At 63.7% G+C, this 20,543-nt stretch carries 17 protein-coding genes; 13 read left to right on the top strand and 4 right to left on the bottom strand.

Translation table 11 applies throughout. The features are described 5' to 3' along the window. Nucleotides 1-4 precede the first annotated feature (4 nt). The 11 genes from NFH66_RS11770 to NFH66_RS11720 all read left to right on the top strand — a co-directional run bounded on the left by NFH66_RS11770 (nt 5) and on the right by NFH66_RS11720 (nt 9,590). Nucleotides 5-397: a hypothetical protein gene (locus tag NFH66_RS11770; RefSeq protein WP_003141051.1), complete on the top strand. Its 393-nt coding sequence runs from the start codon at nt 5-7 to the stop codon at nt 395-397. 250 nt (nt 398-647) lie between these two features. Beyond that, nucleotides 648-1,364, top strand: coding sequence for a DUF5983 family protein (locus NFH66_RS11765; protein WP_211926046.1), 717 nt, complete (start codon nt 648-650; stop codon nt 1,362-1,364). Nucleotides 1,365-1,655: 291 nt separating this feature from the next. Continuing rightward, nucleotides 1,656-2,453 (top strand): GTPase, encoded by a 798-nt coding sequence (locus NFH66_RS11760; protein WP_349610435.1) that lies wholly within the window; start codon nt 1,656-1,658, stop codon nt 2,451-2,453. Nucleotides 2,454-2,518: 65 nt separating this feature from the next. Further along, complete coding sequence (locus NFH66_RS11755) at nt 2,519-2,884, top strand: DUF3085 domain-containing protein (RefSeq protein WP_164926434.1); 366 nt, start codon at nt 2,519-2,521, stop codon at nt 2,882-2,884. 344 nt (nt 2,885-3,228) lie between these two features. Continuing rightward, a complete protein-coding gene (locus tag NFH66_RS11750) occupies nt 3,229-3,780 on the top strand; it encodes an STY4534 family ICE replication protein (RefSeq protein WP_023124352.1) in 552 nt (183 codons plus the stop codon). A 55-nt stretch (nt 3,781-3,835) separates the two neighbouring features. Beyond that, nucleotides 3,836-4,447 carry a DUF3275 family protein gene (locus tag NFH66_RS11745; RefSeq protein WP_053461227.1) on the top strand — a complete coding sequence of 204 codons (612 nt, stop codon included), beginning with the start codon at nt 3,836-3,838 and terminating at the stop codon, nt 4,445-4,447. 89 nt (nt 4,448-4,536) lie between these two features. Further along, on the top strand, nt 4,537-4,902 hold the full coding sequence (locus tag NFH66_RS11740) for a hypothetical protein (protein ID WP_023434578.1): 366 nt from the start codon (nt 4,537-4,539) through the stop codon (nt 4,900-4,902). Between the two features lie 84 nt (nt 4,903-4,986). Next, complete coding sequence (locus tag NFH66_RS11735; RefSeq protein WP_034031706.1) at nt 4,987-5,637, top strand: hypothetical protein; 651 nt, start codon at nt 4,987-4,989, stop codon at nt 5,635-5,637. A gap of 65 nt (nt 5,638-5,702) precedes the next feature. After that, on the top strand, nt 5,703-6,812 hold the full coding sequence (locus tag NFH66_RS11730) for a DUF6094 domain-containing protein (RefSeq protein ID WP_031754999.1): 1,110 nt from the start codon (nt 5,703-5,705) through the stop codon (nt 6,810-6,812). 101 nt (nt 6,813-6,913) lie between these two features. Continuing rightward, complete coding sequence (locus NFH66_RS11725; protein WP_023124349.1) at nt 6,914-7,219, top strand: hypothetical protein; 306 nt, start codon at nt 6,914-6,916, stop codon at nt 7,217-7,219. Nucleotides 7,220-7,319: 100 nt separating this feature from the next. Then, on the top strand, nt 7,320-9,590 hold the full coding sequence (locus NFH66_RS11720) for a helicase-related protein (RefSeq protein WP_349610434.1): 2,271 nt from the start codon (nt 7,320-7,322) through the stop codon (nt 9,588-9,590). 187 nt (nt 9,591-9,777) lie between these two features. Here the strand turns inward: NFH66_RS11720 and NFH66_RS11715 are convergent, their stop codons facing one another. The 4 genes from NFH66_RS11715 to NFH66_RS11700 all read right to left on the bottom strand — a co-directional run bounded on the left by NFH66_RS11715 (nt 9,778) and on the right by NFH66_RS11700 (nt 18,356). After that, nucleotides 9,778-16,356, bottom strand: a complete 6,579-nt coding sequence (locus NFH66_RS11715; protein WP_349610433.1) for a hypothetical protein — start codon at nt 16,354-16,356, stop codon at nt 9,778-9,780. A 2-nt stretch (nt 16,357-16,358) separates the two neighbouring features. Continuing rightward, a complete protein-coding gene (locus tag NFH66_RS11710) occupies nt 16,359-16,589 on the bottom strand; it encodes a hypothetical protein (RefSeq protein WP_349610432.1) in 231 nt (76 codons plus the stop codon). A 97-nt stretch (nt 16,590-16,686) separates the two neighbouring features. Next, nucleotides 16,687-17,544 carry a nucleotidyl transferase AbiEii/AbiGii toxin family protein gene (locus tag NFH66_RS11705; RefSeq protein ID WP_012584754.1) on the bottom strand — a complete coding sequence of 286 codons (858 nt, stop codon included), beginning with the start codon at nt 17,542-17,544 and terminating at the stop codon, nt 16,687-16,689. Next, on the bottom strand, nt 17,541-18,356 hold the full coding sequence (locus NFH66_RS11700; RefSeq protein ID WP_012584753.1) for a type IV toxin-antitoxin system AbiEi family antitoxin domain-containing protein: 816 nt from the start codon (nt 18,354-18,356) through the stop codon (nt 17,541-17,543). Before NFH66_RS11700 ends, NFH66_RS11705 begins: the two co-directional genes overlap by 4 nt. Nucleotides 18,357-18,575: 219 nt before the next feature. Between NFH66_RS11700 and pilL2 the strand changes: the two genes are divergently transcribed. Both pilL2 and NFH66_RS11690 read left to right on the top strand, forming a co-directional pair. Then, complete coding sequence (gene pilL2, locus NFH66_RS11695) at nt 18,576-19,142, top strand: PFGI-1 class ICE element type IV pilus protein PilL2 (protein ID WP_349610431.1); 567 nt, start codon at nt 18,576-18,578, stop codon at nt 19,140-19,142. Nucleotides 19,143-19,320: 178 nt separating this feature from the next. Next, nucleotides 19,321-20,397, top strand: coding sequence for an IS110 family RNA-guided transposase (locus NFH66_RS11690; RefSeq protein ID WP_349610430.1), 1,077 nt, complete (start codon nt 19,321-19,323; stop codon nt 20,395-20,397). Nucleotides 20,398-20,543: the final 146 nt, after the last annotated feature.

Raw genomic sequence — 20,543 nt, 5'->3', positions numbered from 1 at the left:
TCTCATGAATCTGTCTTTACCCGAAGACGTGCTCGATCAGATGGCGCTGGAACAGGCGCACTTCGACGCTGCACCGCAAGCCTTCTTCGAGGCCTGGAAGCGCGGCGCGCAGATCGCCGGCCACGAGTGGTTCGGCGACGGCACACGCGAAGGTCTGCAGCGTGCCACGACCAAGTGGGACCTGCGGCCCAACATGCTGATGCTCAACGACGCCCTGGGTGTGCTGAGCAGCGGTCAACGCATGTTCCTGTCCGCGATGGTGAGCTTCTACAACTCCCGCGAGGGCGGCGCGATGCTCAAGCGTTGCGGCTTCGAGGGGTTGTCCGACTTCGGCGGCCTCGATCTGGAACGGCGCCAGGTCATCGCCGACCTCACGCTGCACTACAACGGCTGGTGAGCCGCGCCTGGCAACCCACCGTTCTTTCATCCCACCCCACGAGGGACATGCGTCCCCGTTCGGGGCCATGTCCCTCCTTCTTTTCGCAGGAGCGGCCATGTCCCGAATCACCATCTTCCACTGACCTGCACCGCCCGCCACCAGGGCGGCCCGACGCCGCGGCCTGCTGACTGGCTGCCACTTCATCCACTCGCTGGGGTTCAATCCCCGGCAGGGGATTGCCTCGGCCATCCTCTGCTGGAGGAATCCTATGTCCCATTTCAAAAACCCCTTCGTCCGCGGCTACGATGGCCTGTCCGTGCAACGGCTGCTGGCGATTTCCTACGACGACGACTGCCCGCTGAGCTATCTGCCGCTGCACATCTCGCAGTCGCACCTGCCGGACAGCCAGGTCGAGCGCCATGCCTGCGTCTTCTGCGACGACTTCGCGCTGATCACCGAGGGCCAGAACGTGCCGCCCGAGCTGGACGCGCAGTGCCCCAGCCACGGCATCGCCCGAAACCTCGTCTACGCCGTCATGGCCGAAGAAGCCGGCCAGCCGCTGCACGTCGGCGATACCTACTCCGAGGAAGCCGCGCGCGAGGTGGTACGCCGCCTGCGCTTCGAGACCGGGTTCTACAGCCGTGCCTGGGAAATCAGTTCGGCGCACATCACCGAGGAGGCCGGTCGCTTCCTCGCCGAACTGGCGGACATCGCCACGCCGAGCGGTTTTCTGTTCGTGGCCTTCCGCATTCCCTACAGCCCGGCGGTCGGCATGAAGCTGATCGCCACGCCCTGGACGGATGCGAACCTGCAGCATGTCGAGAGCATCACCGCCGAAGAGCTGCGGCAGGAGCACCGGGCCAAGGGCATGCCGGAGTCCCTCGTGGAAGTGTTGCACCTGGCTGCGCTCGCCGACGTGCGGCTGCTGATCTTCGATGCCGACGCGCCCGTGCTGGACGGACTGACGCTCTACGACGACGAGTAACCCGCAACCCATTCGAGCCCCCACGTCGGGGCTCTTCTTTTTCGCGGAACGCGGTGCCGGCGCATTGCCGATTCCCGGCGGACGGCCGCCGCCATGTGCCGCACGCTGGCCGCATGTTCGCTGGCGTTGCCGGCAGCATGCCCAGGCAGTCGAGACCTTCGAGACTGCGGTGCGGTCCGCCGCGCTGGTCGTTTCTTTCGCCGGACGCATGCCGCGTCCATCCACCTCACCCTCAAGGGATCGACCTCCCTTGCGGGCGGGAGTCCCTTGGTTGCCACAAGGAGTCTCCCCATGGATACCCAAGCCATCCGCGCACAGATGCCGACGCTCGTCGTCGGTCATGTGCCTTCCAACGTCCGTTCGTTCAAGTTCAACATCTTCGACGGCCAGCCCAAGGTTTCGACGCTGGGCTTTCACATCGACCCGAAGCCTTTCGAGGGCAAGGTCATCGCCACCACCGACGAGGCCATCATCGTCAAGACGGCACGGGCCGAGTTCGCGGTGCTCGATCGCACCCTCGTGACCGAAGTGCCCGACGAGGGCGCCAAGGTGCAGGTCGAACCCTATGTCAGACGCCGCTTCGACGGTCAGCGGGCGGACACGCCCGAGGAGCAGACCGAGTTCACCGCCGACGGCCAGCCCTACACGGTGAAGCGGTTCGTGCTCGGTTCCGCACCGGCGAAGCTGCCGATCCCCGAGCCGCGCTGCCCCGAGCTGCAGGAACTGATCGTCCAACTGGAGCAGTTGCCCGCTCCCGATGGTTTCCGGCGCATCACCCACCTGTTGGTGGATGCCAGTGCGCGGGACATCACCTGGGTCGATCCGCTGCCCGCCGACATCATCCGCACGCCACCGGCCATCGGCTTCACCGTCGCCACGATGAAGTTCCAGGGTCGCGTCACCGTGCTGTATGAGCGTGGCCTCGACCTCTACGCGGTGGAGCTGCACCGCGACGGCGAGCTGATTGAACGGGTCGATGAGGTGTTCTTCGACATCCTCGGCGAGACGCTGGAACGGCTGATCGACGACGGGAGCTGGAGGCGCATCCGCGTGCAGTGCCTGTCGAGTCGCAAGGCTGTCCGGCACTGACCTCTCAGCAGCTTCCCGCCCTCGCGGCGGGAAGCCTCTCTTCCTGCCCCCTGGAGATCACACCCATGACTGTTCGATTCAAAGGCACGGAGCTGCGGCCCGTGCTCGCCGAAGCGGTGGCGAATCAATGCCGCGTCATCCTGGTCAAGGATCAGGGCGTGTACTTCCTGGCCGAGCGCGGCGAGCGCCGACCCGATGGTCGCCAGAAGACCATCGCCTATGCCGCCGGCTGCAACCCGGATGTCGATGGCTTCGACGACTGGTGGGAACTGGCGCGTGCCGAGTTCGGCGGCGATGACTTTGGCGAGTTCTTCGATCCGCAGGAGGGCGTGTTTGCGCGCATCCTGCGCAGCGAGGACGACCTCGACGTGTCCGCTACCACGACACACCTGTCGCTGCAGGCGGTTCTTCCCACGCCCAGCGGTAACTGACCGCCCATCCCTGGCCCCCGCTCCGGGAGCCTCTTTCTTCCCGGCAATGTGGACAGCCGCGAGTGCCGATTGCCGCTCGCCCGCGCGCCATCCCGGCGCCACGCTTCCGGCCATGTTCCGCTGACGTCCGTCAGCGACATGCCCAGGCAGCCACGATCTTCAAGGCTGCGACGCGGTTCCGACCGCGTTGATCACACCAGTTCGCACCGGCATCCATGCGCGAACGGCCATCGGTTCTCGATGGCGATGCCACCAAGCTGTTCCATCAACCCACGCGGGGGTTCCACACCTTCCCCGCCTTGGGTCGGGTGTGTCTCCGCCTCATTGTTCCCAGGAGATTCACCATGACCACTTCCACCGAAAAGTCCTACTTCGATCTGCACATCACCGGCCTCGGGTATCTCAATCGCATCCGCGAAGTGAAGCCCAAGAAAGGCGATGCGTTCCTGGCCTGCGACATCGCGGCTCTGAACGGTCCCAGCGATGACGTCTCGTATGTGCGTTTCGACACGCGCGTATCGGGTTCGGAAGCGCAGCACCTGGTGCGCCGCTGCATTCAGGCGGTCGACGCCGAGAAGAAGGTGATGATCGGCTTCCGCCTGGGCGACCTGTGGGCCGACACCTTCACCTACTCCAAGGGCAAGCGTGCCGGCGAGCAGGGGGTGAGCCTCAAGGCCCGCCTGCTGTTCGTCAGTTGGATCAAGGTCGACGGCAAGCTCGTCTACAAGGCCGAACCCAAGCCGACCGAGACCGACGAGCGCGACCCGGAAGTCCCTGTGACGTCCGACGCGCCCGCCGCGCAGCAAGCCTCGGCACCGGAGCCTTCCAAGCCCGACGCCGATGCTGCCGACGACGCTGCCGATGCCCCCGCATTGGCCGTTGCCGAGTCGTTCTGATCCGCAAGGCCCCATCCCCGGGGCCTTGTCTTCTCTTCGTCAGCAGGAGACCTTCATGATCACCATCCCCGGCCAACTGGCCATCAAGACCATCCACGGCAGGAACGGCGACTTCAACGTCGGCCGCCTGGCGACCTCGATCGGCGAGTTCGTCGTGAAGAACGCCGAACTCGATCAGTACCGCGAGGGCAAGTACGACGGTGATTTCGTCATCGTCGAGATTCGCCCCTCCACGTACAACGCCAACGGCCGCATGGTCATCGAGATCCGCGCCCATCTGGGCGGGATGACACTGTCCAACATCGACGCCCTGAGCCGCGACGAAGCCCGCCGGCTGAGTCCGCAGGAAGTCGATCCGGTCGACGAGGAGGCGCAGGCGCCCGTGCCGGCAACGCCCCCGGCCAAGCCGAAGGCGAAGCCGCGCAGTCCGCGTGATCCCCTGGTCGATACCACGCCGTTCGGCAGCGAACCGGCTCCCGTGTCCGCTGCGGCCTCGGCCGAGGCAGACGACGCGGCGCTGTTCGGTGCCTTGTGGCCCCTGGGCGAGACCGTGAAGCTCGATGCGACCGTGGATCGTCGTGTGCTGCGTCAGCAGCGCGACCGTCTCGACAAGCTGGGCTACGAGTTCGCTCCGTTGTCCCAGGACTGGCACCTCAAAGCTGCCTGATCCATCCGCCGCCTTACGCGGCATTCCGCCACCCGCCGGGGTTCTCCCCCGACGGGGAGGGCTCCGGCCTTTGCTTCAAGGAGACCCTCATGGGCTGGACCTTCGTTCGTCAGACGCGCGATCAGTTGATCCGCGAGCTGATCGCTCCGCAGGCGTCCGAACACGCTTGCTGCGAAGTCATCGACCACACGCTGGACGGCGACGTTCTGTGGACCGTGGTTCGCGTCACCGCCAGGCAGGCGGGCGTCATGGGCCTCGTGGCCGGTGAGTCCGTCTGCTACATCGGCTGCCATCTGCTGGAAAGCTCGGGCGGCGATTGGGGCTACAAGTCCCTCGATGAGTCCGTGCATCCGTACTACTACTCGTGCCCGCTGCGCTATCTCGACATGGCGCCGGTGCAAAGCCCCGAGTGGCGCGAGCGGGTTCACCGCTTCCACGCGGGGCGCGCTGTCTAGCGGCACGCATCTTCCTTCACCCAACCGGGGCGAGCACGGCCCCGCGGGCTGTGGTTGCTCCTTCATTTCCAAGAGGACATCACCATGCCTGCACCTTCTTCCGCGAAACCGCTGTACCGCATCGACGAATGCCCCGACCTCATGGCCGACGGTTGCGTCGGTGACGAGCAGGGCAATCTCGTCTTTCTCTCGATCTGGGCGCGCGACACCGCCGTTCAGGAGTTCCTCGCCCGCCTGACCCTCGGCCGGGATGAACAGGGACTGGATCAGTTCCACGTCATCACCGAGCAGGGCGCATCCATCTCGGTCTTCGTCGGCAACGTCGAGAACCTGGAAAAGCGCATCACCCGCGCCTATCGGCGAACGCTGTTCGGTTCGCTGACGAACGTGTGGCTGTTCGATCGTCGCTGCGTGAAGCCAGACAAGGCCAACGCCAGCGCGCTGGCGCTTCTGCCCAGGGATTCCGCTCACCGGCTCGACCGGCTGTGGACGCTGGTGCAGGACACCTGCCCGCTGCCACTGCTCGACCACTGGCGCGACACCGTGCTGGAGCTGTTGCAGACACGGCGGATGCTGACCGGTCTTCCCTTGGCCCTCGGGCCGCTGGAAGGCCATCGGCTGGCCCTCGATGTCCCGGCGCTGACGAAGGCGTTGGGCGAGCTGATCCGCAACGGCACCCTTGGCGCCACGCAGTACGAACTGGCCGCGAACGCACCGCTTCGGCGTGTGGCGTGAGCCATCCCCACGGGCATGCGCGCCGCGCGTGCCCGCCTTCCCTCATCCATCATCAGGAGAAATCCATGGCACTCATGTTTCCGCGCCTGGCGCGCAATTTCATCCGTAACGGCTACTTCCCCACCGACGAGCCGACGCTGGAGCGGGCCTTGTCCGCACTGGCGCCGTCTCCCGGCTCCATGTCCATCCTCGATCCCTGCGCCGGCGAAGGCGTGGCGATTGCCGAAGCCGCCCACGCCCTCGGGCGCGAGCAGGTCCAGGCCTTCGCCGTCGAGTACGACGCTGAGCGTGCCCGCCACGCACGGCAACTGGTCGATCGCTGCATCCACGGTGACCTGATGGACACACTGATCTCGCGCCAGTCCTTCGGGCTGCTGTGGCTGAACCCGCCGTATGGCGACCTGAGCAAGGACGTGAACGGCAACATCGGCTATCAGGGCCAGGGCCGTGCGCGGCTGGAAAAGCTCTTCTATCAGCGCGCGCTGCCGCTGCTGCAGTACGACGGCGTGCTGATCTTCATCGTGCCGTCCTACGTGCTCGACCCCGAGCTGGTCGGATGGCTGACGCGCCACTTCGCCGACCTACGCATCTACCGTGCGGTGGAAACGCAGTTCAAGCAGGTGGTGATCTTCGGCCGCAGGATTCGTCAGCGCGACCAGGCGTCGGAGTCGGTCAAGGCCGTGCGTGGTCTGCTGCTGCAGATCGGACAGGGCGACGCCGAAGCCGAGGAGCTGCCGCTCGAATGGCCGTTCCTGCCGTACACCGTCCCTGCCAGCCCGGCCGAGCCGGAGCACTTCTATCGCGTGACGATGGAGCCCGAGCAGTTCGCCGATGAAGTCGGCCGGCTGCAAGGTCTCTGGCCGGCGCTCGATACGCACCTGGGCGCCGCGCAGCAATCGCTGCGTCCGCCCGCGCGGGCCTTGTCGCACTGGCATCTCGCCTTGGCCTTGGCCGCAGGCGCGATCTCTGGCGTAGTGAAGTCCAAGAGCGGGCGCGTGCTCGTCGTCAAAGGTGATACCCACAAGGAGAAGACCCTCCAGACGGAATACACCGAACGCGACGACGGCTCCGTGGCCGAGACGCGCATCCTCACCGACAAGTTCGTGCCGGTCATTCGTGCATGGGACTTGACGCTGGGCTCGCCTACGTGGGGCGAAGTGCTGACCATCCGCTGATCGCTGTTCCCTGACGGTTCGCCGTCGCTTTCATCCACCCACCGGGGTCACGTTGCCCCGATGGGGTGCCGTGGCCCCTTCTTCCAGAAGGAGAAACCACCATGGCACTCGCAGTCCTCAACCTCGCGTCACAAGCACGCTTTTCGCCAGGGCAGGTGGTCATGACCGCCGGCGTCGACGAGCTGGTCCGACAGGGCCGGCTCAACCCCTCGCCGTACCTGCGCCGCCATCTTCATGGCGATTGGGGCGACCTGGACGACAGCGATCGACGGCAGAACGACGCCGCGCTGAAGTCCGGTGAGGATCGTCTGTTCTCGTCCTACCAGGTCACGCGCGACCTGAAGCTCTGGATCATCACTGAATGGGATCGCAGCGTCACCACGCTGCTGCTGCCCAGCGAATACTGATCCGCATCCCGCGGTCTCGCGCCGCTTCATTCTTCCCACCCAGGGGCATGTCACCGCCCCGTGAGGGAGGTGACATGCCCCATTGCCTTGGAGCATCACCATGTCCCTCGATCTCGAAACCGTTCCCGAAACCGCTGTGCAGGGCGACCTGCTCGAAGCGGCCGCTTCACCCCTCACGCTCAGCCTGCAGGACTTCGTAACGGAGTTCGGCGACGAGTTGCTCGATTCGCTCAACCGTGCCAATCCGCCGGTCTACACCGGCCAGGTGCGGGTGCATCGGCAACTTATCCTCGCCGCGCTTAAGCGCAAGCTGTTCCCCGCGCAAGCCGATGTGGTCCATGCCGTCACCGAGCTGCTGGTCGACCGCGGCGAACGCGCCGCGATCGTCAACGGCGAGATGGGCTGCGGCAAGACGACGGTGGGTATTGCCACCGCCGCCGTGCTCAACGCCGAAGGCTACCGCCGCACCCTGGTGCTCTCGCCACCCCACCTGGTCTACAAGTGGCGGCGCGAAATCCAGGAGACGGTGGCCGGTGCCAAGGTCTGGGTGCTCAATGGCCCGGACACGCTGGTCAAGCTGCTGAAACTGCGCGAGCAGTTGGGCGTGCCGGCCCAGGGCCAGGAGTTCTTCGTCCTGGGCCGCGTGCGGATGCGGATGGGGTTCCACTGGAAACCTGTCTTCGTTCGACGGCGCACTCCTCACGGCGACGTGGGGGGCTGCCCGGATTGCGGGCATGTCATCACCGACCTCGACGGCGAGCCGATCAACCCGGTCGAACTCGAAGCCGAAGAGTCCCGCCGCAAGTGCAGCCACTGCCATGCACCGCTGTGGTCCTTGATCCGTCCCAGAGGCCTGTCCGCCAGCGACCAGTCCTCGACCGTGCTCAAGGCGCTGAAGCGTATTCCAACCATCGGGGAAGTCACCGCGCAGAAGCTGATGCAGAAGTTCGGCGACGCTTTCCTTGCGTCGATGCTCGGGGACAACATCCACGAGTTCATCAACCTGATGGATGGCAACGGCGAGCTGGTCTTCTCGGACCGGCAAGCCCATCGCATGGAACGCGCGATGGCCAACATGGAGTTCGGCTTCGGCGAGGGCGGCTACCAGCCTTCCGAGTTCATCAAGAGGCAGCTTCCCCAAGGCACGTTCGACCTGCTCATCGCCGACGAGGCGCACGAGTACAAGAACGGCGGCTCCGCTCAGGGCCAGGCCATGGGGGTGTTGGCGGCCAAGGCGCGCAAGACGCTATTGCTCACCGGCACACTGATGGGCGGCTACGGCGACGACCTGTTCCACCTGCTGTTCCGAGCCCTGCCGGGGCGGATGATAGAAGACGGCTACCGGCCGACGAAGAGCGGCAGCATGACCTCGGCCGCGATGGCGTTCATGCGCGATCACGGCGTGCTCAAGGACATCTATTCCGAGAGCACCGGCACGGCGCACAAGACGGCCAAGGGCACCAAGGTATCGGTGCGAACGGTCAAGGCGCCGGGGTTCGGTCCCAAGGGCGTGCTGCGTTGCGTCCTGCCGTTCACAGTCTTCCTCAAGCTGAAGGACATCGGTGGCAACGTGCTGCCGCCCTACGACGAGGAGTTCCGCGAAGTCGCGATGGACACGGCGCAAGCCGCGGCCTACCGCGATCTGGCGGGTCGGCTGACCCAGGAGCTGAAGCAGGCCCTGGCGAAGCGCGACACGACGCTGCTCGGTGTAGTCCTCAACGTGCTGCTGGCCTGGCCGGACTGCTGCTTCCGGTCGGAGACAGTGGTGCATCCGCGCACGCGCAACACCTTGGCGTTCGTTCCGGCTCAGTTCAACGAGCTGGAGGTGATGCCCAAGGAGCGCGAGCTGATCGAGATCTGCAAGCAAGAGAAGGCAGAAGGTCGCAAGACCCTGGTCTATTCGGTCTACACCGGCACGCGCGACACCACGTCGCGTTTGAAGGTGCTGCTGGAGCAGGAAGGCTTCAAGGTGGCGGTGCTGCGCGCGAGCGTGGATGCCTCCCGCCGTGAGGACTGGATCGCCGAGCAGTTGGACCGTGGCATCGACGTGCTCATCACCAATCCCGAGCTGGTGAAAACCGGCCTGGATCTGCTGGAGTTCCCGACCATCGTGTTCCTCCAGTCCGGCTACAACGTGTATTCGTTGCAGCAGGCTGCCCGGCGCTCCTGGCGCATCGGCCAGAAGCAGCCGGTGCGCGTGATCTACCTCGGCTACGCCAACTCCTCGCAGATGACCTGCCTGGGGCTGATGGCCCGGAAGATCATGGTGTCGCAATCCACCTCGGGCGACGTTCCTGAATCCGGGCTCGATGTCCTGAACCAGGATGGCGACTCGGTGGAGGTGGCACTGGCTCGGCAGTTGGTGCATTGAGTTCGACGAGCTTTCGCGGCCCCTTCGGGGGCCGCTGTTTTTTACTCGTTCAACTTGCGATTGGAGCCGGGAATGAGGGACTCCAATCGACCCACCGCGGTCGTTCAGGCTGATGCCACGAGGGCGTCTCTTGCTCGGCCACAGCGGTCATACGACCGGATTTCAGTATCGGTCGGCAGTGAGCCGGTTAACTTCCATTCGGATTCTTGATGAACGCCAAGTCAATGCCGTCGAGATCCAGTAGGTTGTCGCGCCGACGGCGCCGCTCATCGGGCAGGCCCGCGATTGCGCGGAACCGCGGATAGAAATCGCGTCGCTGATCGGGGTCGAGCGTCGCAAGAGCTCCCTTGGCTTGTCGAGAGAGGCCTCGCGGCGACCAAATCTGGCCACGTTCATCGATGACAACCACCAGCGACCGATGGGTAAAGCCGCTGGAGTCTCCGGCACGTCCGCTCGATTTCCCTTTATGGTATTTCTGGAGCGTGAGTGCGACGACAAGACTACGCTCGGACACCTTGAGCAGGGAAAGCAATGCGTCACGACCGACGAACAAGCGGTACCCAGTCTCGCTCCAGGCGTATTCACCCCGTCCGCCCTCAGCACCCCAAGCTTCTGCGCGATACGCTGTTCTCCCGCCGATTGACCAACTGCGGACTACCTCATCATCCGCGACTGTCCCCAACAGCTCTCGCGTCCAATCCGATGGGAAAGGCCTGTCGAGTGCGGTGGCGGCACCATAAGGATCATGCCGATCGAGCTGGCGCTCGGTGTTCGGTGTCTTTGCGACCCATGGCTGAACCGTGTGACCGTCGCCGCCGAAGTGACGGGCAATCTCATCTTCATCGTCCGGCAACCATCTAAAGAATGCTTCAGCTGACAGCACGGTCAAGACCACCGCTCGCGCATCGCCGGCATTCGCCAGTACGCTTTGAAGCGTGACAGTTGTGTCTCGCCCGATCGACCAACGTCCTGCGACCGGAAGCCAATCCGTCGCCGCCTTGCCGTCCAGTAAGCCGAGCAACGGTGCCAGCAGATTGCTGTCTTCGCGAACGGTGCCTCTCTCACCGCTCTCCGGCATAGGCATGTCCGCCTCCTTGGTAAGGTCGAGCGGAAACGGATCGGTGAGATCGGCAAGCCAGAGACCATCGCTTCTTGACAGCGTGTACTCCCCCAGGAACGCGGCCCAAGCATCACCGCCCCAGTCTTCGCCGACAACCGCCCGTGTCGCCAGCAACTCACCGGCGACAAGCATGAGTGCGTGCCATCCGAGATATCCCCCGTACGGATCTCGATCCGGAACATACCCCGAAGACCAAGATGCGTCATCGCTTCTGCCACGCGGGTAATCATGCATTCCTCGCACGGTTGTGTCCCAACGCCGCACCCACGCGCTGATGCGGTCCTCCACCTCCCAGCCTGGACAAGCGAAGACGTGGCACAAACGCTCGACCTGATATTTGTTGAAGTCGTAGTCGAGGTGGAAGCCATCCTCTGGGCGCGGCGAGGCGTCTGGCCTAGGCGCATACCGGAACTCGCGGTAGTCGGTTCGAGGAGCCGATGGGAAGGGCGACCGGTTTGCGAGGCCAAGCTTGGCGATCAGAGCTTCGCGCTCTTGGGGTGCGAGTGCAGGCGCAAGCTCGCGAAGTACGTCTATCGCGAACGCACGCATGACAACGTGCGGGAACTCAGCGGAAAAGGCGATTCGCTCGAAGAACGCGCGATGGGAGGCAAACGCGGAAGCAGCGTCTTTCGCTACGCGAGCGAGTGCGATCAACAGCCAGAGCTGCGCATGCATTAAGTAGAAAGGCAGCTTCACATCGCCGAACGGCAAGCTCGAAGCAGACCCGAATCGCTCGATCAGTCGTTCAATGACATCGAACCGTCCGGCCACCACCAGGCGCCGCACCGCATGGGCTGCGCGCCAGCGCATTGCTGCGATGGGATGGCCGAGCCTCGCCCACACGAGTCCCGCCACGAATGTCGCCTCGTCAGACGGAACCGTAAAACGCGCGTCCCACGGCCCGTCCCCCACTTCGGACGGCAGCTTTTCATCTGTGTTCGCCAGAAACCGTTCGAGGCCTTCCGCAATGGCGCTGGCACTGACGTCAGACGCCAGTCTCGCGGCGAGTGCGAGCCAGGCATTACCACCAAGACTGTCCGCGGTGCTCCGGAGCGCTGCAACTACGTGCTCGACAAGAACTGCACGGTCGGCATGAAAATGCTGCTCCAGCCCCCGCCAGTTGCCCCACGCGTCGGTGCTTGAACTGGCAAGTTCGGCGGCGTGCTTGGTGGCAAGGCGCAGTCCCAAGTCAGGCAGAGCATCGCGCATAGCCGCCGACGACCTACCCCATTCCTCCAAGTAGTCGTCCAGCGCGTGGATTTTGTCGGCAAGCGTGGCAGCGGTTGCTTCAACGACCGCGCGGACAAACCCGAGGCGTTCGGCGGGAGAGTTTGCTCGCTTGGCCAGATCAATCAGTGTCCGAACCGGCCAGCGCCGTCCCGACTGATCAATCTCCTCGCTGAGAATCTGGCGGTCAATGTCGTCCGAGTCCGTGAGGTCCACCGGGAAGACGACCGGCGGCTCCATCGCGGTTGACGGGGAGATGACCGTTCGCGATTCGGATTGGGGTCCAAGGCGAGTGAGCAGGCCCTCAATTCGTGTTCGAGCATGAGAAGTGGCAGGAAGACTGCGCTCAGCGAGGTCATGTAGCCCTTCGATCGTCTCCCGTGCGGGAGACAGTTGATCCTCACGATCGATCTCGACCAGAAGGAGGTCGAAGAACCATTCCCGCCGCTCTTGAGGTAGGCGACCAATGACCTCTGACGCGAAGCCCGAGATGTGCCACGTCCACGTTTCGACTGGAGCAGCCAAACCAAATAGCGCGACGGCGGCTTCAACTGAAAGCTTCGAATCACGAACGAGGACAGTTAACGCTGGGCCGAGCGACAGTCCGAGCCGAGCAGCGTCACGATCATCCAGCCGTGCCAACGTAGCCAACATCGCCCGACCAGCAATCGGCACCATCGTTTTCGCGTACTCCGTCCAGGGGAATTTGCCATCCTCGTTCTGATTCAGTTCGAGGATACGCGCCAGGGTGTGCACCGCCGCCGGCGAAAGTTCGGGACCCGAATAGTGGCCGGTCAGCTCCAGCAAGTGATTGGTACGATCGAAGTCATCCGATCCAATGGCCTCGGCAAGATCGAGCGCACGGCGAAAATAGGCCGCAGCCTCTTCGGTGCTCACTCGCCAGGCTGCGCGAGCGAGGTCACCGTAGGATGAGATGCGGGATCCGACATCGGTATCGAGTTGGATCTTGCGCTCGACATGGCCAGCAAGGAGGAGCGCTGCATCATGGCACTGTGGGAGGCGCGATAGTCGAGCAACCGCCTGGGTAAGTTCCGGCGTGAATAGGCCCGGCGCGCTCGCTGCCCACTCGACCATGCGCTTCGCCATCGCGGCATTGAGCGCACCTAACGAGTCAGCAAGGTCGAAAATCACTCGGAAGCCGTTTCGCGCGAGATATGCCTTCCCGTCCCGATACGGATAGTCGGATGACTGCGCGACTTCATGGACAAGTCGGTCAAAGGCCGCGGCCACCATCTCGTCCCGCGCCTTTCCATTTGGCGGTCGAATGATGTCGGCGACATCCTGCGCATAGTTCAGCATCGGCAGGATTCGGCTGCCAAGCGCACGCGAGTAATTTGATCGTTTTTCCTCGTCGAGTTCATTGCGCCTCTTCCGTCGGTGCCGAGTTCCATCGAACTTGGGAGCCGCTAGCTTCTGGTTAAGCACCCGACTGAAGGTTGCTGCGCCCCGCGATCGAGCACTTGCAGGCACCAACCCGATGAATTCCGCTGGCGCTATGTCAGCCAAGGCGGCGCGCTTCCGGCTCAAGGCGGCTCGAACACCGGCGGCCAGTACGGTCACGTGGATCGCACGGTCGCTCGGATAGTGACTGGAATAGTCATAAACGCTTGGTGGTGTAAGTGCAGCTCCAGCGAGGATGCTTGCTGCCTCTTTCTCCATGCCGAGCACTATCGCCAGGGCCGATGCCAGTACGCTGGCCATCGCCAAGGCTTCGCTTTTGCCAGTCCCAGAAGATGCGGCTGCAAGTGCCGTGACAAGCCTTCTGGCGTGGGATGGTTCACGGCCGACGAATGGAAGCGCGGCGGCGTAGAGTGCGCGAGATGGCAGTCGACAACGCAACAGCCGCGTTGCGACGCGCGTCTTGGGCGGATGCGCCGAACACTGGTGTCGATCCAGAAGATCGAACAAGTCGCTAAACTTGGCGAAGGCCACACCGTCCTCTCGACGGGCGAAGAACTCTGCAACGCGCACGTCATTGCCCGCCAGCATCTCGACATAGGCGAAGCCAATGTCGTCCCATTGCCTTGTGGTGCTCGATTCGCTAAAGCGCGCGCTACGTTTGCTATGCGCGGCCCAATTGTGCCAATCGATTGATCGCCGAGCATGGCGACGGGCTTCGTCTCGGTCACCGGCGAAGGCGTTCACAAGTGCAAGCGCGGCGTGTTTCCCTCCAGGCCAGCCAACATTGGTCGCGAAAAGCCGTCGCAAGGCTTCTGGGTCACCCGCTACCGCGGTGAGATCAGGATACTGGTATAGGAAGCGGTCGGATCGCTCATGGCCCGCGGCAACGAGCGATGCTTCCAGCAGCAGACGGAGAAGATCATCGCGCCGCTTCAGCTCTCCCACCAGCGCTATCGCGGCAGTGATCCGCGACAGACGGATGTCGCGTGCGCTTACCTGTGAAGCGCCTCGGGGAACACGCAAGTCGTAGGCGAGTTGGATGAGCTGATCGGCATCGCGTAGCGAGGTGAGCAACGCGGGCAGTGCCCGGGCTGCATAGTTTGAAGTGAGTTGGCGTTCTTGGAGAGCGGCGATAACGCGATCTCGACCGGCCTGGCTCGCGCCGTAGCTCGATCGGATCAGGGTTTCGGTCGGCTCGTCGCGGAACATCAGGCCGTGTGGCGTTCGCTCAAGCAAGGGGGCGAGGTCGGCCGCGAAGCTCTCAACCTGCTCCGCGATCAAGCCGTGAGCCGCAGCAAGCTCTTCAATAGGAACTGGGGGCGCCAGCAAGGCGATGCCTGTGAGCAGGAGGTCAATGTCCGCATCGCTTGCACCACGAGCGCGTGCGGTTTCGCGCGCTTCGGTGAGACGCTTGCGAAGCAGCACGTCGAGCAGATCTTGCGGCTCTCCCGGGGCGTCAGGGAAAGACACGGGATCAAACGGCCGTCCGGCCGCGATCAGGTTGTCGAGACAGCGTGGGTTGCGACCTGACCGTGTCAGCAAAGCGGCGATCTCGTCGGCCGAAGCATCCGGCACACGCCGCTCGACGAGGGCTCGTACTTCCGCGTCAGTGAACAGTGGAATTGTGAAAGGACGATGCGAGGTATCGCCGGTTGCCAGCGCGAGCCGTTCAGTCCGGCACGATACGACGATGCGAACGCCGTCGATTGGCTCTACGCTGATGCTGCGCATGAGAAGGTGTGCGAAGGATGATGTCGCGGTTTCCCGCGCGGCAAGCCCGGCGTGGTCGATCGCATCGAGCACTAGTGATACACATGCATCGCTGCGAGTTCGCCGAGCCGTCTCCACCGATTGAGCGAGCCGTCGGCGGAATGCCCTGAGCAAGCCCGTAACGTCCGCCACTGGCAACAGAATGTCGCACAGGCCTTGTCCGGCCATGAGATTGGCAAGGTGGACAAGCGTCCTTTCCGGGAGGTGCCGACCGTCAGCAGGATCCCGCCAGCGACCGGCGCCGAAGCCATCGAAGAGCACCACGGGGCCATCGGCTCGCAATCGGTCGGCGAGGCCTTGCATCAAGACAGTCTTGCCCATCCCGCCCGCAGCATGGACAACGAGAGGAAGACCAGCTTCACGGGCGAGGGTCGCAATGTCGCCAAGAACATCGCGCTGAATGACTACCTCAACCTCGGGGAACGCGTCGGGCGTGGGATACAGCCGATCCTCGTGCTCCACTTCCAACTCAGCCAAAACCGCTACCCGGTCAACGCGTTTGTCCGTCTCGCTACCGGGACCGGCCTTGATCCTGATGAGATTCCGCAACTTCAGCAGGCGTTTCTCCGCATCCGGATCCCCTGGCTCGCTCCATGCGGCGAGCGTTGTTGAAATCGCACGCTCAGCCTCTATCAAGCTTCCCTTGCTACCGACCATTTCCATTCGCCGCAGTAGGTCTGCAAAGGGATGGGGATACTCTTTCAGAGCTTCACTGATCTGGCCTGCTTGGCGGGCTACATCACCGGCTTCTTGCGTGCCTGCGACAACCGCTGCGATCGCCTTCCCCAAGTTCTCGTGGATGGGCCTGTTCGTAGCAAATTCATACCGGACCACGGCGAGAACATGATCATCCCCATGCATCGCCCGAAGCTCGGCATCGGTCGCGGCAAACTTGGCAAGAGTTGATGCCAAGTCAGCAGCTCGCACTGCCGTGTCGGCGCTTGCGATCGAGTATTTGAACTGAACGACCGTGACTCGATGCGCCCGGGCAACATCGGTGGCGCCGTGGTACCGGACGAGATCGGCAATCTCGACCGCACCAGTTCCCAAGCTCTGTTCGTCTCGCTCATCGAAACCCTCGAGCGTGATAGCGGTAAGGTCGGTCGACGGCGGCAGGAGTTCAAGAGCGGAGCGCGCGGCCCAAGCTTCATGAAAGGCATGGCCCGCCTTTGATGCTCGAACTTTGTCGATGGTTATTGGTGCTGCGCCAGCGTCATCATCACTCATAATCAGTTCGATTCATTTGGCCAAATTGGTGCAACCACTGTAAGCGTCTGCTCGCGCAGTACTTCGTCGCCGAAGACGGCGGCGACACCTCGGGGCGGGCGCAGGTTCTGCTTGATCTGACTGCGCGTTGGCCAAGGCGCATAGGCTTCCCCTTGTTTGCTGATGCGTTTGCCCGAGCATATCTTTGCTGCCAGTGACATCGCGTCGCAAGCATTCCAAGGCAGCCATGGCATGCTGATGTCCCCGGTTATTTCGGCCTCCGGTCGCCGTGAAAGGTCGTTCAATGCTTCGTGCAACTCGGTAGAGAACCTAATCTCCCGTGCCATAACACTATGGCTTCAAGTGCTTGAAATAAGCCGCCCGCACAATTACGGCACCTTGATCAACATCGAATTTGGGCAATCCCGGCCGCAACAGCGTGTCCATGTCGCGACGAAAGGCCGCCTTACGCAGCCTGGCATCAAGCAGTGCATTGGCTTCGTCGCAGTCCATTCGAGTTCCTTCCTTGTCCAGATACCAGGCGAAGGCTTCCATCGCCATGGCGCCGTCCACCGGATAGGGGGTGGTACCCGCCTCACTGAGTTGCCAGGCATGAAAAAGATCGAAGAGATCGCGTCCCTGCTCGCGCTGCATCAACGCCCGCGTCTTGGTGCCCAACATTTCATTGATGTCGTAGGAGCGCACGACGGCACGAATGCGCTCGCCTTCTTCGTCCAGCGTGTCCAGTTCGACGCCAACCAGCGGGTACAGCGACGCGCTTTCGTTGAGGTTGACCTCGACCTTGATGGTTTCCTCGCGCCGCAGGCCCACTGGCACGAATCGATAGGCGGTGCGCAGAATCTTCGACGGCCGCAGTACGTTGCGAATCGCCAGCCAGGCGTCGGCGATCAGCGAGTCGGCCGGCTGTCCCAGCACCGGCGTCAGCACGCGGCGCAGATGTTGATCCAGCGTTTCCGTATCCATCGCCTTGACGAGCACCAGATCGATGTCTTCCGAATAGCGTGCGGCCGGTGCCAGGTGCGCCTTGTGTAGGACCGTGCCACCGCGCATCGCCAAATGTTCGCCCAGGACAGGATCGGCGAAGATGGCCGCCACACCACGGGATAGCCGCAGATCCTGCTCGATCTGACTGCGCTTGGGCCACGGCGCATGGCTCTGCCAGGCCGTCAGGTGGGCATGCTGGATCATGTATTGGCGCTCCTGGCATCAAAGGTCAGTCGCACCTTGAAAGTGGTATCGACTTCAGACGATGTATCCGGCGCTTGTCCTCGCTCCAGGGGGATGAGACGCAGCGCCTTGTCGCGTAACCATTCGGCGACCCGCGACCCGAGGGCGCCCTGGTCCTCCAGGGCAAGCAAGGCCCCGAGACGTTGTGCGGTCGGGACTTCCTGCAGGGCATTCAGCGCCTCGATCAACCCCTGCGGCGTGCAGGACACCCACAACTCCCGCAGTACCTCTCGAACTCGGGCCATGCCGCCGACCAGGGCCACGCGCTCTACCAGTTCCAGCGCAGTCAGTTCCGGTGTACCGACCTTGAAGCGCCCGTCCGGCGTCTCGTGCCAGCGGGTCGGCATGTCTTCGATCCGTGCGCGGGTGTGAAACACCACCTCGTGGCGACCGACCGTGATGGGACGCCGACGTTCGGGCACCATCACCTGCGTCACCATCACCGCGTAAGGCGACGCTCCATAGGTTTCGGCGGCACTCAGCAGCGTGACGTAATAGGGAACACCCAGCGTCTTGCTCATGTAGCGGTCCAGCCAGGCTTCCGGGGGTGGGGCACCGGAGGCGGCGTGCTGCAGGGGCACGATGAGCCAGTGATCCGAGCCGCGGGACAGGCGGACGAGCCGGCCACGCCGCTGCTGCCGATGCAGTGCCTGGTGCAGTGCTGCTGGGCTGACGCCAGGCAGCTCTGCGCGAATGTCCTCTGTGCGCAGGTTCAGCTTGCCGGAACGTTCGGCCGCGTCGAGTACGGCAGACAAGGGGCTGGGGGCGGCCATGGAGTTTCCTCAAGCGTTTCGCGCAACATATCATTATTCGTGATTTAACGCGAACAAATTGCTCACCCGGCTTCGCCAGCCGCTTCCCTGAATCCCCAGGGAGGCCGCGCCTGACCATCCGCCATCCAGGAAGTCGGTTGAATCGCGGTTCCCTTTGTTTGCTGATGCGAATACCTGCCGCGGCGATGGTGACGGTTCCACGTTCCAGGGAGCCGTCACATGCGACTGTCCAACCGTTTCCTTCGCCGCCCGGTCGCGCCCGGCTTGCTGGCGGTCTGCGTCCTGGCCTCCGGATGTGCCACCACCGCGGCGCCGCCGAGCCCGCCACTCGTGGAAGAGGCGGTCAGGGTACCGCCCGATGCCATAGCACCCACGCTGATCCCCGTGGCCCGCTACGGACGCTACACCCTGGTCGAGCTGGTGCCGGAACCTGCGCAGCGCGATCTCTTGCAGCAGGCGGTGGAGGTCTCGATTCCGCCCATGCTCGATGCCAGCGTGGGCGATGCCATGCGCCACGTGTTGCTGCGCTCCGGCTACCGGCTCTGCGATGCGGCCGAGGCCGCCGCGCTCTACGCGCTGCCGCTGCCCGCCGCACACCTGCGCCTGGGTCCGCTGATGCTGCGCGATGCCTTGCTGACCCTTGCCGGCCCCGCCTGGGAGCTGTCGGTCGATGACTTGACCCGCCAGGTCTGCTTCAGCCGGCACAGTGCTCCCGCCTTCCTTTCCGCCAACCCGCCCGGCGCCGCCACGCCCGTGCCGGACGCCGACCGGCCCGAGGAGATGTAATGGATGCCTCCCTCCCTACGGGGAAGTCGATCACAGCAGGAGCACGCAGATGAGCAACGTATCGGTTGCGGGAAGCTGGCTTGTCCGCTGGACAAGGAGGAGCCTCGACTGGATACGGCATCAAAGTGCCCAAGGCGTGATAGACCGAGGTCTTCACAAACACCAGCGAGGCTCCGTCATGAATCGTAATGCAGTGCAGGGTGCAGGGCAAATCATCGGCCTGATCGATGGCCGTCAGGTCGTCGGTCTGGATATCGCCAAGAACGTGTTCCAACTTCACAGCGTGGACATGAGAACGGGGGAGATCGTGAACATGCAGCTCAAGCGGGCCAAGGTGCTGGAGCACTTCGCCAACCGTGCACCGAACCTGATCGGCATCGAAGCGTGCGGCGGCGCGCACCACTGGGCACGCGAGCTGACGGCGTTGGGCCACAGCGTGCGGCTGATCCATGCCAAGGCCGTGCGCCCCTTCGTGAGCGGCAACAAGACCGACGCCACGGACGCGCGGGCCATCTGGCTGGCCATTCAGCAGCCGGGCACCAAGTTCGTGGGCATGAAGACGCTGGCGCAGCAGGCCACACTCACATTGCACCGCCAGCGTGAATTGCTCATGCGCATGAAGGTCATGCAGATCAACGCGCTGCGGGGACTGCTCTACGAATTTGGAGCGGCTCTCGCCAAGGGAAAGAACGCCTTGTTCAGCGAGATCGAAGCCACCTTGGAGCGGCTGGCCGGTGACATCCCGCAGTACGTGCTTGAGAGCCTGCGCGAGCAGGTGCAGCGCATCAAGCAACTGGCGGCCGACATCAAGGCCATTGAAGTGCGCCTTGCCGCAGTCCTGCGCGGCGACAAGGACATGAAGCGCGTGGCCCAGATACCCGGCGTGGGATTGCTGACGGCCACGGCAGCGATTGCCACGATGGGCCAGGCCAGTGCCTTCAAGTCGGCGCGTGAGTTCTGCGCCTGGCTGGGCCTGGTGCCCAAGCAGCGCGGCACGGGCGGGCGGGTCTTGCTGCTGGGCATCTCTAAGCGGGGTGACACTTACCTGCGCACCTTGCTTATCCACGGAGCCAGGAGCGTGCTCTGCCACGCCAAGGAGCCAGGGCCGTGGCTGGAGCAGCTCAAGGCCAGGCGCCCGGACAACGTCGTAATCGTGGCGCAGGCGGCCAAGATGGCCCGAACGATCTGGGCCGTGACGGCCCGCCAGCAGGATTACCAACGGGGCCACCAGAGCACCAGGCCGCAAGCGGCTTGAGCAGGCAGCCAAACATCAACCCAACCAAAGAAAGGGTATGTGAGAGCCTTTGAAGGCAATTGAGGCAGCAACGAAGCAGCGTGATGTGAAACAGGTCAGACCGGGACGAGCCAAGCCTGAATGGCTGGAAGGACTTGAACAGTCCG

It is taken from the genome of Halomonas sp. H10-9-1, from assembly GCF_040147005.1.
In the GTDB taxonomy this organism is placed as follows: domain Bacteria; phylum Pseudomonadota; class Gammaproteobacteria; order Pseudomonadales; family Halomonadaceae; genus Halomonas.
The sequence above is the reverse complement of the archived record's forward strand: the minus strand, read 5'-3'. Positions and strand labels throughout refer to the sequence as shown.

Excerpts from the sequence above, each read along its gene's own strand:
- NFH66_RS11770 (WP_003141051.1), top strand. The coding sequence starts at position 5 with ATGAATCTGTCTTTACCCGAAGACGTGCTCGATCAGATGGCGCTGGAA.
- NFH66_RS11765 (WP_211926046.1), top strand. The coding sequence starts at position 648 with ATGTCCCATTTCAAAAACCCCTTCGTCCGCGGCTACGATGGCCTGTCC.
- NFH66_RS11760 (WP_349610435.1), top strand. The coding sequence starts at position 1,656 with ATGGATACCCAAGCCATCCGCGCACAGATGCCGACGCTCGTCGTCGGT.
- NFH66_RS11755 (WP_164926434.1), top strand. The coding sequence starts at position 2,519 with ATGACTGTTCGATTCAAAGGCACGGAGCTGCGGCCCGTGCTCGCCGAA.
- NFH66_RS11750 (WP_023124352.1), top strand. The coding sequence starts at position 3,229 with ATGACCACTTCCACCGAAAAGTCCTACTTCGATCTGCACATCACCGGC.
- NFH66_RS11745 (WP_053461227.1), top strand. The coding sequence starts at position 3,836 with ATGATCACCATCCCCGGCCAACTGGCCATCAAGACCATCCACGGCAGG.
- NFH66_RS11740 (WP_023434578.1), top strand. The coding sequence starts at position 4,537 with ATGGGCTGGACCTTCGTTCGTCAGACGCGCGATCAGTTGATCCGCGAG.
- NFH66_RS11735 (WP_034031706.1), top strand. The coding sequence starts at position 4,987 with ATGCCTGCACCTTCTTCCGCGAAACCGCTGTACCGCATCGACGAATGC.
- NFH66_RS11730 (WP_031754999.1), top strand. The coding sequence starts at position 5,703 with ATGGCACTCATGTTTCCGCGCCTGGCGCGCAATTTCATCCGTAACGGC.
- NFH66_RS11725 (WP_023124349.1), top strand. The coding sequence starts at position 6,914 with ATGGCACTCGCAGTCCTCAACCTCGCGTCACAAGCACGCTTTTCGCCA.
- NFH66_RS11720 (WP_349610434.1), top strand. The coding sequence starts at position 7,320 with ATGTCCCTCGATCTCGAAACCGTTCCCGAAACCGCTGTGCAGGGCGAC.
- NFH66_RS11715 (WP_349610433.1), bottom strand. The coding sequence starts at position 16,356 with ATGAGTGATGATGACGCTGGCGCAGCACCAATAACCATCGACAAAGTT.
- NFH66_RS11710 (WP_349610432.1), bottom strand. The coding sequence starts at position 16,589 with ATGCCATGGCTGCCTTGGAATGCTTGCGACGCGATGTCACTGGCAGCA.
- NFH66_RS11705 (WP_012584754.1), bottom strand. The coding sequence starts at position 17,544 with ATGATCCAGCATGCCCACCTGACGGCCTGGCAGAGCCATGCGCCGTGG.
- NFH66_RS11700 (WP_012584753.1), bottom strand. The coding sequence starts at position 18,356 with ATGGCCGCCCCCAGCCCCTTGTCTGCCGTACTCGACGCGGCCGAACGT.
- pilL2 (WP_349610431.1), top strand. The coding sequence starts at position 18,576 with ATGCGACTGTCCAACCGTTTCCTTCGCCGCCCGGTCGCGCCCGGCTTG.
- NFH66_RS11690 (WP_349610430.1), top strand. The coding sequence starts at position 19,321 with ATGAATCGTAATGCAGTGCAGGGTGCAGGGCAAATCATCGGCCTGATC.